At 63.6% G+C, this 12,041-nt stretch carries 12 protein-coding genes; 2 read left to right on the forward strand and 10 right to left on the reverse strand.

Features of this window, described 5'->3' with window-relative positions; all coding sequences use genetic code 11:
* Window positions 1-2: 2 nt before the first annotated feature.
* On the reverse strand, window positions 3-440 hold the full coding sequence (locus tag H7X45_RS11440) for a DUF3576 domain-containing protein (protein WP_187334991.1): 438 nt from the start codon (window positions 438-440) through the stop codon (window positions 3-5).
* Window positions 441-749: 309 nt separating this feature from the next.
* Between H7X45_RS11440 and H7X45_RS11445 the strand changes: the two genes are divergently transcribed.
* Complete coding sequence (locus tag H7X45_RS11445) at window positions 750-1,445, forward strand: hypothetical protein (RefSeq protein ID WP_214645489.1); 696 nt, start codon at window positions 750-752, stop codon at window positions 1,443-1,445.
* A 22-nt stretch (window positions 1,446-1,467) separates the two neighbouring features.
* On the opposite strand, the gene H7X45_RS11450 is transcribed toward H7X45_RS11445, so the two are convergent.
* Complete coding sequence (locus H7X45_RS11450) at window positions 1,468-2,019, reverse strand: thiamine phosphate synthase (protein ID WP_187334993.1); 552 nt, start codon at window positions 2,017-2,019, stop codon at window positions 1,468-1,470.
* Window positions 2,020-2,042: 23 nt separating this feature from the next.
* On the opposite strand from H7X45_RS11450, the gene H7X45_RS11455 reads away from it, so the two are divergent.
* Window positions 2,043-2,702, forward strand: coding sequence for a YggS family pyridoxal phosphate-dependent enzyme (locus tag H7X45_RS11455; protein WP_187334994.1), 660 nt, complete (start codon window positions 2,043-2,045; stop codon window positions 2,700-2,702).
* Window positions 2,703-2,706: 4 nt separating this feature from the next.
* Here the strand turns inward: H7X45_RS11455 and H7X45_RS11460 are convergent, their stop codons facing one another.
* The 8 genes from H7X45_RS11460 to H7X45_RS11495 all read right to left on the reverse strand — a co-directional run bounded on the left by H7X45_RS11460 (window position 2,707) and on the right by H7X45_RS11495 (window position 11,980).
* Window positions 2,707-4,611, reverse strand: a complete 1,905-nt coding sequence (locus H7X45_RS11460; RefSeq protein ID WP_187334995.1) for a cation:proton antiporter — start codon at window positions 4,609-4,611, stop codon at window positions 2,707-2,709.
* 61 nt (window positions 4,612-4,672) lie between these two features.
* Window positions 4,673-5,362: a ligase-associated DNA damage response endonuclease PdeM gene (gene pdeM, locus H7X45_RS11465; protein ID WP_187337133.1), complete on the reverse strand. Its 690-nt coding sequence runs from the start codon at window positions 5,360-5,362 to the stop codon at window positions 4,673-4,675.
* Window positions 5,362-6,375: a retropepsin-like aspartic protease gene (locus tag H7X45_RS11470; RefSeq protein ID WP_187334996.1), complete on the reverse strand. Its 1,014-nt coding sequence runs from the start codon at window positions 6,373-6,375 to the stop codon at window positions 5,362-5,364. The genes pdeM and H7X45_RS11470 overlap by 1 nt, the downstream gene beginning before the upstream one ends.
* Window positions 6,376-6,582: 207 nt before the next feature.
* On the reverse strand, window positions 6,583-9,021 hold the full coding sequence (locus H7X45_RS11475; RefSeq protein WP_187334997.1) for a ligase-associated DNA damage response DEXH box helicase: 2,439 nt from the start codon (window positions 9,019-9,021) through the stop codon (window positions 6,583-6,585).
* A 40-nt stretch (window positions 9,022-9,061) separates the two neighbouring features.
* The gene (locus H7X45_RS11480) at window positions 9,062-9,265 is read right to left on the reverse strand and encodes a hypothetical protein (protein ID WP_187334998.1); all 204 of its coding nucleotides are present in this window, start codon (window positions 9,263-9,265) and stop codon (window positions 9,062-9,064) included.
* An 89-nt stretch (window positions 9,266-9,354) separates the two neighbouring features.
* Complete coding sequence (pgmG, locus tag H7X45_RS11485; protein WP_187334999.1) at window positions 9,355-10,752, reverse strand: phosphoglucomutase/phosphomannomutase PgmG; 1,398 nt, start codon at window positions 10,750-10,752, stop codon at window positions 9,355-9,357.
* Between the two features lie 146 nt (window positions 10,753-10,898).
* Window positions 10,899-11,201, reverse strand: a complete 303-nt coding sequence (locus tag H7X45_RS11490; RefSeq protein WP_187335000.1) for a co-chaperone DjlA — start codon at window positions 11,199-11,201, stop codon at window positions 10,899-10,901.
* Window positions 11,201-11,980: a division plane positioning ATPase MipZ gene (locus H7X45_RS11495; RefSeq protein WP_187335001.1), complete on the reverse strand. Its 780-nt coding sequence runs from the start codon at window positions 11,978-11,980 to the stop codon at window positions 11,201-11,203. The genes H7X45_RS11490 and H7X45_RS11495 overlap by 1 nt, the downstream gene beginning before the upstream one ends.
* Between the last annotated feature and the right edge of the window lie 61 nt (window positions 11,981-12,041).

The raw sequence follows: 12,041 nt of genomic DNA on the forward strand, positions 1-12,041 counted from the left end.
GATCAACCGACGATCGAGGAGCGCCTCAGGTCGCGCGCCTTGCCGAGGATGATCTGCTCCATCTTTTGCACCGTGGCGGCGCGCACCGGGGCATCGACCCAGTTGCCGTTCTGGTTCACCTGGCGCGATGCGGCGACGCGCAGCGCATCGGCGCGCAGATCTTGATCGAGGATGGTGACGGTCAGCTTTATCCGCTCATTCGGGGATTGCGGATTGGTGTACCAGTCGGTCACGATCACGCCGCCCGCGCTATCGGTCTGCAACAGCGGCATGAAGCTCAGCGTCTCGAGGGAGGCGCGCCACAGATAGCTGTTTACGCCGATCGTAGTCACCTGGCTGGCGGCCAGATCGGCGCGCGGCCGCTCCTTGCCGCCGCAGGCGCCGAGCGCCAGCGTGGAGGCGATGATAAGGGCGGAAGCGGAAAGGCGCGTGATGCGCATGGGAAACCTCAGGCCTAGAGAGAACGGGATCGGGGCCTGCATCTATAGATGCAATCGCCTCAAGGGCAAGGATGCTGCGTCAGCCATGGTTAACCTCAGATTGCTAAACCGATTCTGTGAGATAAAGGCCACAGCCCGCTCTAAAACGGCCTGTATTTCCCCTATCGCGCTTTAAGCTGAAACAATTCCGGCTTAAGTCCATTCCCATCAACACCAACAGGTGGGTCACGGAAAATGTCCTCGGGACGCAAACAGCTATGGATGATGGGGGGTGCCTTGGCAGCCGCCGCTGCGCTGTGTGGAACCGGGATGGTATCTGCCTATCCCGCGGTTTCCAGCGGTTCTGCGGACAAGTTCTCCGAAATTCTGCTCGATCCGTCGGTGGGTGTTTTCACGCCTGCCGGGCTCGATGCCAAATCCGCTGAGCGCTTCAAGCAGGCTGCTGTGGCGAGTCGCGGCAAATATCTGTTTACGCCGGCCGGTGTCAGCCAGGCCCGCAACCGCACGGTGACCGTCGCGGTTCGCGCCGGCAATGATGAGGCACCGCGTGCCGTTTCGGTTCGCAACGTTATCGCCGCGAGCGAAGCGGGCACGCGTACCGCGTCGAGCATCAAGTCGCTCGAATCGGTCAAGCCGACGAAATATGAGCTTGGGTCCGCGACTGGCTGGACCAGCTTTGCCGTGCCGACCGAAAGCCGTAAGAGCGATGCCCCGGCCATCGGCCAGATCAGCTCGGGCGCCGGATTTACGCTGGACGATGAACCGCAGGGCAAGCGCAGCAAGTTCAACACGCGCGTTACGCTCGAATCGCCCAATGCCAAGGGCCTGCAACGCCGCGTGGGCGGGGCGAACGAATATGCGCTCGATGTCGGTGGCAGCTATTCCATCAGCAAAGGTGTGGACGTGACGGCGGGCCTGCGCGTCGAGAGCGAGCAGGAAGCGCCCATCGTGAGCGAGCAGCGCGACAGCCAGGCCGTTTATCTCGGAACGCTGATCCGCTTCTGATCCTGATCGGCTTCGGCTGACTTCAGCTTTTTGCCAAAGCCCCGATCGCGGCCCAGCCCATCACCGGAAGCGCGCGCATCATCTGGACGCGGGCGCGGTTCATGCCCCCCAGCGCCACGACGTCAGCACCCTGCGTTGCCAGCATCGCGAGATCGCGAAACGCCATCGGCCCCAGTGGCCGTGCGGCGGAGTGAGAGGCGGTGCGGTAAACTGGAGAGATCAGGACGGTGTCAGCACCCAAGCGGTGCGCCAGCGCCAATTCGCGGCGATCGTGGACGGCAGTACTATGCCGCAAATTCGTGCGACCTTTTGTTCTGCCGTGAAATCCATCAGCACCCCAGCGGCGTGCAATCCGCTCATCGCCTGCGAGAAAGAGCGAATGGCCCCGCTGTCGCGCAATCCGGCGAAGCCGGGCGAACAACGCGCGCCGCGCCACTTGCGGCAAATCATAATGTCTCAGGATGATGGCGCTGCCGAACGGCAACGCGCGGGCGCTGGCAAGCAGCACCGCATCGATCCGCGGATCGGTCATCAGCCAGACGCGCGGCGCGCGCGATGCTTTGCCCTTCGCCATGGCGGCGGCTATAGGCCCGGCCCATGAACGATACGACCCCCCTCGCCGCCATCGAGCAGGATATCGCCGCCACCGCAACGCGCACGGGCCGCAGCGATGATGCCGTCAATCTGATCGCAGTCTCCAAGACGCGTGCGGCCGATGAAATCCGGCCGCTGCTGGAGGAAGGGCATCGCCATTTCGGTGAGAATCGTGTTGGCGAAGCTGCCGACAAATGGCCGGCCTTGCGCGCGGATTATCCGGACGTGACGCTGCACATGATCGGTCAGCTGCAATCGAACAAGGCCGAGGACGCTGCCGGTCTTTTCGATGTAATCCATACCGTGGACCGGCCTTCGCTCATCAAGGCGCTGGGCAAGCTGGTGGCCGATGGAAAGGCCGTGCCGCCCTGTTTCCTGCAGGTGAATATCGGCGAGGAAGAGCAGAAGGGTGGCTGCGCGATTGCCGATATCGGCGATCTTCTGGAACGCGCGCGCTCCGCTAGCCTCGATATTTTGGGGTTGATGTGCATTCCGCCGCAGGACGTGGAACCTGCGCCCTATTTCGCTCTGTTGGCCAAGATAGCAGGGGAGCATGGGCTGAAACGGCTCAGCATGGGCATGTCCGCCGATTATGAGACCGCGGTCATGCTCGGCGCGACCGAAGTGCGCGTGGGCACCGCCTTATTCGGCCCGCGCGACTGAACGGTCAGGCCGGGTCGGGCAGGGGGCCGCCGCTCTCACGTCCCTTTGCCGCTTCGCGCTCCGCCGATTTTTCGCGCGCTTCTTCCTTGCGCGCGCGCTCTTCCATCTTCTGCGCCTTCAATTCTTCGGGCGATTCGGGCGCCACGAAACTGATGATGACATCGTCCTCGTCGATAGTCGGACGTGCGGTCGATGAGAAGAACAGGAGGCGCTTGTCCGGCTTCATCACCGCCACCGGCTCCTCGCCTGCATCCAGATTGGCGAGATACTTCTCGTAATTGAATTTCTCGGTGATCTGCGTTTTCGAGAAAATCCAGCCGTCACGCTGCTTGTCCTGCAGCGTCTCGAAGGTCGGGCTGCTTTCCATCAGCACCCGGCCGCGCGCGCTGGTTCGCTGGCTCGCCTCATCTGCGCTTACAAGCGTGATCTGGTCATAGCCCACTTCAGGGCCGAGATCGGTGCCGACAAGCTGGTTGTAGCTGTCATTCTCGGTCGCGATGATGAGATGCTGGAATTGGTTCATGTCCATGGCATGGCCATGCGCTTCGTCCAGAATTTCGCCCTGATGGATCTCAAGCTCCTGCCGCCGGGCGGAGCGTAGCGCGAACTTGCTCGTGTCCGATACGACCACGCGGTAGCCGAGGCCTTTCAGGAATTTGCCGAGATCGATCGTCCAGCGATTGGCCCCTACGAACAGGATTCCCTCACCCTTGCCCATGTCGATGCCCAAGCGCCGGGCCACCCATCCGGCAGAGAATCCGTGCGCAACAATGGTGGCGATGACCACGCCGAAGACGAGCGGCACCAGTGCGTCCGCACCGTCATAGCCCAGATCGACAAGCCGCAGCGCGAACAGACCGGTCACCGCGATGGCGACGATCCCGCGCGGCGCAATCCAGGCGATGAACAATTGCTCGCGATAGGGGATGCCAGAAAACAACAGGCTGGCCAGCACGGTAATCGGCCGCACCAGGAACAATAGCACCACGAGGAACAGGACGAAGCGCGCCTGGAAGTTCTGGATCGTTTCCCAGTCCAGCGTGGCCGACAGGATGATGAACACGCCGCTGATCAGAAGGACGGCAAGGTCTTCCTTGAAGCGATGCAGTGCCCGGCTGGAATGGATCGGCTTGTTGGCCATCACCACGCCCATCACGGTGACGGTAACGAGGCCGGTTTCGTGCATGATGATGTCGGCGACGACGAAGCCGAATATCACGGTGATGAGGAGTAGCGGGGCCTTCAGATATTCGGGCACCAGACCGCGCGGAAAGGCCCAGGTGAGCGCATAGCCGAGCGCCGCGCCGATCAGGCCAGCAAGGAAGGTAGCGCCCAGAACCTCGAAACCGATGCCCGCATAATCGACGCTGTCGCCCCGATAGCTGATGAAGGCGTAGATCGCCACGGCAAGCAGGGCGCCGATTGGATCGTTGACGATGCCTTCCCATTTCAGGATGTCGCGCACCCGGTTGGGAACGCGCAGCGTGCGCAGCATCGGGCCGATAACGGTGGGGCCGGTAACAACGAGGATACCGCCGAATAGCGCAGAGACCGAGATCGGCAGACCGGCGACATAATGCACCGCGGCCGTTCCGAGCGCCCAGCCGATCGGCACGCCGATGATGACCAGCCGCGCCACGCCCCATCCGGCATAGCGCAGCTCCCGGAAATTGAGGCTGAGGCCGCCCTCGAACAGGATCACCGCCACGGCGAGCTTCACGATCGGCTCCAGCAAGGTGCCGAAATCGCGTTCCGGTTCGATGAGGCCGAGGGCAGGGCCGGCAACCAGGCCAGCGACCAGCATCAGTGCGATCGCCGGAAGATTGGTGCGCCAGGCCACCCATTGCGCGCCGATGCCGAGGACACCGATCATCGCTATTTTTACCATCAGGGAGTCGAGTAGAACCATGAACCCGGGCCTAGGCTAAAATTGCTGAAATAAGCTAGAGAAAAGGCGTGTGCTCAATACACTAGGCCCGCTGCCGTTCGGCTTTCGTGCGGTGGCTCAGCGGAAAACGGGCCAGCCGGTCCGCCAACGCCACCAGCGCTTCGGCAGGGGCTCCACAGGCACGTGCGATCTCAGAATGGGTGGCATCAAGCCCGCCGGTGAGCGATCCGAAGGCGGGCAGGATCAGCTTGGTTTCGGTACGCACAAAGCAGCGCCGCGCTATACGGCGGCCGCGCACGCTCATACGCAGTTTCGGGTGGAAGTGGCCCGAAAGCTCCGGCCGCGGTTCGCCCGGCTCTGCCTCATGGCGCAGCAGCAGCCCGCTCACTTCCAACTCTGCCAGCGCGCGGCCGCCCCAGCGCCCGCTCACTTCGCGGTCATGATTGCCGCGGATCCATATCCAGTCGAGCGCCCCGGTGAGGCGTTGCAGGATGGCGGCGGCACAGGGGGACAATCGCTCCTCGCCCTCATCGTCATGAAAATTGTCACCGAGGCAGTAGATAGTCTCGGGCCGGATGCGCTCCACCAGCGCATCGATTGCCTCCATCGTTGCGCGGCTGTCATAGGGGGGCAGCATCTGGCCGGTCGCTGCGTAGAAGCTGCCCTTTTCCAGATGCAGATCGGCCACCAGTAGGGCGCGCCGTTCGGGCCACCACAAGGCGGCGTCCCCCGCCACGAACAGGCGGTGACCGGCGAACGAAAGAGGAACCATCATCGTTCTATGGCCGCGCTGCGCCGGGCAGGCAAGGGGGTGGTGAGGCCGGATGGATCGGCCGCCGCCATGAACAGTCCGCGCGGACCGGACGCAGCGCCTTCGCGAATGCCGAACTGCACCTGGCGCTTGTCGAAATCGATCGTAACCTTTTCGAACAGGCCGATCACGTCCATGCCCAGCAGCAGCGCAGGCCGCTCATCCAGGTTCAACACCTTGAACGCATAGGCATCGGCAAAGCTTATCGGCAGGTTCTCGATCGTGGCGCCGCCGATTTTAATCCTGTCGGCGATCGCCACGGTGGCGCGTATCCGCTCGCCCGTTACGCTCAGCAGATAAGTCTCCGCCTGCTTGGTCGATTTGCGTGCCTGCAGCGCGGCACGCAGCGGTATGTTGCCGATGCTGGTGGACGCGCCGGTATCAATAATCAGATCGACTATGATCCCGTTGATCCTGGCCTGATGGATCACCATCCGCCCGCGCATGCGCTCTGCCTGCACCACGATGGTGCCGTCCGCCGCCACGCCGGGCCGCAGCCGCCGGCCCGTTTTCTCCACGCTCATGCGATCGTTACCGAAATCCATGACAACGCGGTGGCCGTCCAGCCCGTCCAGCCCGATCAGGCCGTTTGCACCAAGATCGCCGCGTTTCAGCGCGGGTGCTTGCAGATTTTGAATGGCAAAGCTGTCGGTGGCCAGATGTTCCACGTGAAAACTCGGCGCGACATGTCTGCCCGCGATGGTGGCAAGGCCGAGGGCAGGACCAGCTTCCAGAGACAGACCCTGTGCCAGCTCGTTCGAGATCACCGACCGTTCGGCTCCGGTATCGACGATAAAATGATAAGGCCCGCTGCCATTGATACGCACCTCGACAGCGACGCGATTCGATCGATCGACCTTGAAAGGCTGGAAGATCGGGGGAAGCGGCATGTCGGTGACCGGCGCGGGCAGCGGCAAGGGCGCAGCATTTTGAGCCCGCGCGCCTTGTCCAGCGGCCAGAACGGCAAGGGACATGGCTACGGAAAGTCGCATTGGTCGCGATACGGGGGAGGCATTCTTCCCCGGACCCGAATTTTCCCGAAGGCGCGAGGCGATACGCGCCCGGATCGCAGCAAGGGCGGTCACGCGGGACATGGTCCCGACCGTAACAGAAGCAGGGTCAGTAGGATAGCCAAGGGCTTTGACACGTCTGGCCGATCCGAACGCTCCGGCGGCTGGGCCTCAGTCGCCCATTGCTTCGGCCACCAGTGCCTCGGCCTCAGCGATCAGCGCGTCGTCGGCAGTGCCCGTCGCCACCGTCTCGCGCCCGATCAAGACGAGAACCGGCACCGCGAGCGGACTTACACGGTCCAGATCGATATGCAGCATGGTGGCGGCGGCGCGGTCGAGCAGATCGCCCAGACGGCCCACATCGGTCAGCCGCGCGCGCGCATCGGCCCAGGCGGCTTCGAGCAGCACATGGTCGGGCTCATATTTGCGCAGCACGTCGTAGATCAGGTCGGTGGAGAAGGTCACCTGCTTGCCGGTTTTGCGGCGTCCGGGATGCTGGCGCTCGACCAGACCGCCGATCACGGACACCTCGCGGAAGGCGCGCTTCAGCAGCGCGGACTGCTGCACCCAGTCCGTAAACTCGTCACGCAGGATGTCCTTGGAAAACAGCGCGGCGGGATCGGTCACGGGTTCCAAGCCGTAGCAGGCGAGGGCATAATCGTTGGAGACGAAGCCGAGAGGTTTCAGCCCGCGCTTTTCCATCCGCTTGGTGATCAACATGCCGAGCGACTGGTGCGCATTCCAGCCCTCGAAGCTGTAGGCGACCATATAATGCCGCCCCTCCCGCGGGAAGGTCTCGACCAGAAGCTGGCCGGGTTCGGGCAGGACGGAGCGGTCGGACTGGACGGAGAGCCATTCCTGCACGTCACCCGGAAACCGCCGCCACTGGCTGCGATCGAACAGGAATTCGCGCACCCGGGCGGCAAGATTGGTGCTGAGCGGCATGCGCGCACCGACATAGGTGGGAATGCGCGCGGGGCGGCTGGTGGCGCGGACGATCAGATCTGTATCCTTGATCCGCTCGACCTCCAGACTGAGCCCGGAGAAGAAGAAGGTGTCGCCCGGAGAAAGCGAGGCGGCGAAATACTCCTCGACCGTGCCAAGCTTCCGGCCGTTCTTGAAGCGCACGTCCAGCGTTGCGGCATCGACGATGATACCGGCATTCATGCGGTGCTGCGTCACGAAGCGCGGATGGCTGACGCGCCAGCGGCGGCTGCCGTCTTCGTCCGTGCCTTCCTGCGTCAGGCGCTTAAACCGATCATAGCTTTTCAGCGCATAGCCGCCGTCGCGAATAAAATCGACGATGCGCCCGAAAGCTGCCGGGGTCAGCGCGCTGTAGGGAAGCGCGGCCTGCACTTCCTCCAGCAAATCGGCCTCGCTAAACGGCGCGGCGCAGGCCATGGCCATGATATGCTGGGCGAGCACGTCGAGCCCGCCCGGGCGGAAGATGTCCGGATCGCGCTCGTCCGCTTCTACCGCGTCGAGGGCGGCCTGCGCCTCCAGATATTCGAAGCGGTTGCCGGGTACGAGGATCGCCTTGCTCGGCTCGTCCAGCCGGTGGTTGGCGCGGCCGATGCGCTGCAGCAGGCGCGAGGAGCCCTTGGGCGCGCCCATTTGCACCACGCAGTCGATATCGCCCCAATCAACGCCGAGATCGAGGCTGGCGGTGGCCACCAGCGCGCGCAGCTCTCCGCGGGCCATTGCCGCCTCCACCTTGCGCCGCGCCTCGACGGCCAGACTGCCATGGTGGATTCCGATGGGCAGGCCCTGATCGTTTGCCTTCCACAAATCCTGAAAGATCAGTTCGGCCAGGCTGCGAGTGTTGCAGAAGACGAGTGTGGTGCGGTTGTCCGCGATAAGCTCCATCACCTGCGGCGCGGCGTAGCGGCCCGAATGCCCGCCCCAAGGGACCCGGCCGAGCGGCAGCAAGATGTCGATGTCCGGATCCGCGCCCTTCTCGCCAAGCACCAGCGCCACGCTGTCGATATCGCCATAGGGGGCAATCCAGGCGCGGTAACCGTCGGCATCGGCCACGGTGGCGGACAGGGCGGCGCGGCGCATATCGGGCGCGATCCGCTGCAACCGCGCCAGCGACAGCGCCAGAAGATCGCCGCGTTTTTGGGTGGCGAAGGCATGCACTTCGTCGATCACCACGCGTTTCAGTCCCGCAAACAGCGTGAAGCTGTCTTCGTGCGAGAGCATCAGGCTGAGCGATTCAGGTGTGGTCAGCAGGATGTTGGGCGGGCGCACCCGCTGGCGGGCCTTGCGGTCGGACGGCGTATCGCCTGTCCGCGTTTCCACCGTGAGCGACAAACCGATCTCGTCGATCGGGGCCTTCAAATTGCGCTGGATATCGACGGCGAGCGCCTTCAGCGGCGAGATATAAAGGGTATGGAGCCCCTCGATTGGCCCTTCGGCGGCATCGGCCAGCGTCGGCAAAAAGCCCGCGAGCGTCTTGCCCGCGCCGGTCGAGGCGACCAGCAATGCGTGGTCACCCGCCCGGTCCGCCGTAAACATTGCCGCTTGATGGTCGCGCACCCGCCAGCCACGCCCGGCGAACCAGTCGGCAATGGCGGCGGGGAGGGGAGCACCCGTGGCGGGCGTGGTCATGCGGCGTGCGTCATGCGGCGTGCGTCACGCGGATGCCGCCTTAGCGATCGCCTTCATCCGAAAGCGGGTCGCGGCGGGCATCCTTGGCGTCCTGCTGGTCCGCCTTGTCATAAAGTTCATGCGTGGCGCGTTCAGTGCGGGCCTCGTCGCGCGGAGTGACTTCCTTCTTGTTGCGCAAAATCGCCCAGGCGATCGCGCCCACCAGAACGATCGGCCCCAATATCGTGAGGATTCCCCAGCCCATAGTCATGCTCCTTTATCAATTCGTCGGATGCGTAACGGATGGGCGGCGCAAACTTTCCCTGCCGCTATGTCATGGGGCCGGACGGCGCATCAGTGGCCTACCGTCTCGCCGCGTTCGATGCCCGATAGCTTCAGCTGCTCGTCCACCTGCGCCATCAGACGTTCCAGTCCGGCTTCGCTATGCGCTTCCGCGCGGGCCACGAGCACGTCCTGCGTGTTGGAGGCCCGCAGCAGCCACCAGCCGTCTTCGGTGTTGACGCGCGCGCCGTCGATATCGCTCATGTCCGCGCCGCTCGCGCGCATTCGCTCGACGATCTCGTCCACCGCGGCGAATTTGCGACTTTCATCGACTTGGAAGCGCATTTCGGGCGTGTTGATCATGTCCGGCATTTCGGACCGCAGCTCGGTCACCGATTTGCCGAGGGAACTGGCCGCCTTAATCAGCCTCACGGCGGCGTAGAGCGCGTCGTCGAACCCGTAATAATCATGTTTGAAGAAGATATGCCCGCTCATTTCGCCGGCCAGCGGGCTGCCGGTCTCCTTCATCTTGGACTTGATGAGGCTGTGGCCGGTCTTCCACATCAGCGGCTGCCCGCCAAGCTCGGCGATTCGGTCGTAGAGCGCCTGGCTGGCCTTCACGTCGGCGATGATGGTGCTGCCCGGCTCTTCTTTCAGCACGTCTGCGGCAAAGATCTGCATCAGCTGATCGCCCCAAATGATGCGGCCCTCGCCGTCGATGGCGCCGATCCGGTCTCCGTCGCCGTCGAAGGCAATTCCGAAATCGAGATCGTTGTCGGCGACCAGCTTCTGCAGGTCTTCGAGATTTTCCGGTTCGGTCGGATCGGGATGGTGGTTGGGAAAGGTGCCGTCCACTTTGGTATAAAGGCAGTGATGTTCGCCCGGCAGCTTGGTGATCAGCTTTTCCAGCGCGGGGCCGGCAGCGCCATTGCCCGCATCCCAGCCCACGCGGAAGCCCGTGAACGCATCCGCGCCGCGCGTGATACGATCGATATAGGCATCGAGCATCGGCTGCTCGCGCGAAGAACCTTCGCCGCCTTCGGGACTGTCCCAATCGCCGGCTTCGGCCATCTTGCCGAGCGTCTGGATGTCCTCCCCGAAGAAGGGGCGGCCCTGAAACACCATTTTGAAGCCATTATAATCGGGTGGATTGTGGCTGCCGGTGATCATGATGCCGCCGTCGACATCGTCCATGCTTGCTTCGGCATAATAGAGCATCGGCGTGGGACCAAGGCCGACGCGCACGACATCGACGCCTGCGCCGTTGAGGCCCGCGACCAGCGCCGCTTCCAGCATCGGCGAGCTTTCGCGCCCGTCATAGCCAACCGCAACGGTGCTGCCGCCCGCGCGCTTGATCAGCGTGCCAAAGCCGCGGCCGATTGCGTCCGCATCCGCTTCGCCCAGCGTCTTGCCGAGGATTCCGCGGATGTCATATTCGCGCAAGGAACTGGGGTCGAAACGATGGGGCATGGATTGGTCCTTCGAAAACTGGCGAAATTCCGGCCCACTTTACCGGAAGCCCTGAACTTGTCGAAGGGCGTCTCTCATTCGAGAACCGTGCTTCGACAGGCTCAGCACTCACGGGGTTGGTGGGCAGCTTTACATGAATAGGTAAACTAACGTCCTGACCGCCCGGTTGCACGAGCCACAAGGAGGTCGCGCGCTTCCGTCAAGGCGGCGAGGCTGGCGGCGTCGTTGGTCTGATCGGGACGGGCGGCGGCGACTTCGCGGCGCCAGGCGGCGCGGATGGTGGCGGCATCGGCATGAGGATCGACGCCAAGCAGGCGCGCTGCGTCCTCCACGGCGCGATCATCGTGGTCCAGTCTTTCGGACTGCGCGTGCTTCACCCGTTCGCTCTTGCCCCGCCACCAGAACCAAATGATCGCGGCGACGACGGCGAAGAGCAGCAGCTTGCCCATCAGGCGGCCACCGGCACCTTGAGGTTGAGCGCGCCGATCAGTTGGCGCAGCTCCTGCCGCGCGGCGATATGGCTGGTGCCAAGCTGCCCCAGATGCCCCTTGTCGAGGAGGGTGAGACCGCTCGGGAACAGTTCGCGGTAGACCACGCGCTCGCTGAGGCCCGGCGTCACGCGAAAGCCCACGCGCTTGGCCAGCGCATCGAGCGCGCTGCCGACGCGCTGCTGGTTGCGCGCTTCCATATTGTGCAGACGATTGCGTAGTACGACCCAGTCGATCGATTTACCTTCCTTGCGCGCGCGCGTGGTGCGCGCTTCCCAGATCAGCTCGGCGTAAAAGCTGATCTTGGTCACCTTGAAGCTCTCCGCGTCCACCTTTCCGATCAGATCGAAATCGACAAAGCTGTCATTGATCGGCGTTACCAGCGTGTCGGACCGGGTGGCGACGAAGCGCGCGAACGGATCGTCGCGGCCAGGCGTGTCGAACAGCAGGAAGTCCATGCCTTCGCCCATCCGCTCGATCTGTTTGTTGAGCTCGGCCTGATCCGGGTTTTCCAGCGCCTCGAACGTTGGCGTGGGCAGATCGACGCCGCGGCGCTGCGCGGTATCGCGGCGGTTTTCCAGATAACGGAACAGCGTGCGCTGGCGGCTGTCGAGATCGATACAGGCCACTTGCGCGCCCTGCATGGCAAGGCCCACGGCGACATGGACTGCGGTGGTCGATTTGCCGGTGCCGCCCTTTTCATTGGCGAAAACGATATGATGCGGGGCCGTTGCGGCCATGGAAATCCCCCTTGGACCGGCCATATGGCTTGTGACGAATGTGCCCGGCTGACATGTGATT

Origin of the sequence: Novosphingopyxis iocasae (genome assembly GCF_014334095.1) — a bacterium.
Classification (GTDB): Bacteria; Pseudomonadota; Alphaproteobacteria; order Sphingomonadales; family Sphingomonadaceae; genus Novosphingopyxis; species Novosphingopyxis iocasae.

What these genes read in the sequence shown, in the direction of transcription:
- H7X45_RS11440 (WP_187334991.1), bottom strand. Translation starts at nt 440, where the DNA reads ATGCGCATCACGCGCCTTTCCGCTTCCGCCCTTATCATCGCCTCCACG.
- H7X45_RS11445 (WP_214645489.1), top strand. Translation starts at nt 750, where the DNA reads ATGGTATCTGCCTATCCCGCGGTTTCCAGCGGTTCTGCGGACAAGTTC.
- H7X45_RS11450 (WP_187334993.1), bottom strand. Translation starts at nt 2,019, where the DNA reads ATGGCGAAGGGCAAAGCATCGCGCGCGCCGCGCGTCTGGCTGATGACC.
- H7X45_RS11455 (WP_187334994.1), top strand. Translation starts at nt 2,043, where the DNA reads ATGAACGATACGACCCCCCTCGCCGCCATCGAGCAGGATATCGCCGCC.
- H7X45_RS11460 (WP_187334995.1), bottom strand. Translation starts at nt 4,611, where the DNA reads ATGGTTCTACTCGACTCCCTGATGGTAAAAATAGCGATGATCGGTGTC.
- pdeM (WP_187337133.1), bottom strand. Translation starts at nt 5,362, where the DNA reads ATGGTTCCTCTTTCGTTCGCCGGTCACCGCCTGTTCGTGGCGGGGGAC.
- H7X45_RS11470 (WP_187334996.1), bottom strand. Translation starts at nt 6,375, where the DNA reads ATGTCCCTTGCCGTTCTGGCCGCTGGACAAGGCGCGCGGGCTCAAAAT.
- H7X45_RS11475 (WP_187334997.1), bottom strand. Translation starts at nt 9,021, where the DNA reads ATGACCACGCCCGCCACGGGTGCTCCCCTCCCCGCCGCCATTGCCGAC.
- H7X45_RS11480 (WP_187334998.1), bottom strand. Translation starts at nt 9,265, where the DNA reads ATGGGCTGGGGAATCCTCACGATATTGGGGCCGATCGTTCTGGTGGGC.
- pgmG (WP_187334999.1), bottom strand. Translation starts at nt 10,752, where the DNA reads ATGCCCCATCGTTTCGACCCCAGTTCCTTGCGCGAATATGACATCCGC.
- H7X45_RS11490 (WP_187335000.1), bottom strand. Translation starts at nt 11,201, where the DNA reads ATGGGCAAGCTGCTGCTCTTCGCCGTCGTCGCCGCGATCATTTGGTTC.
- H7X45_RS11495 (WP_187335001.1), bottom strand. Translation starts at nt 11,980, where the DNA reads ATGGCCGCAACGGCCCCGCATCATATCGTTTTCGCCAATGAAAAGGGC.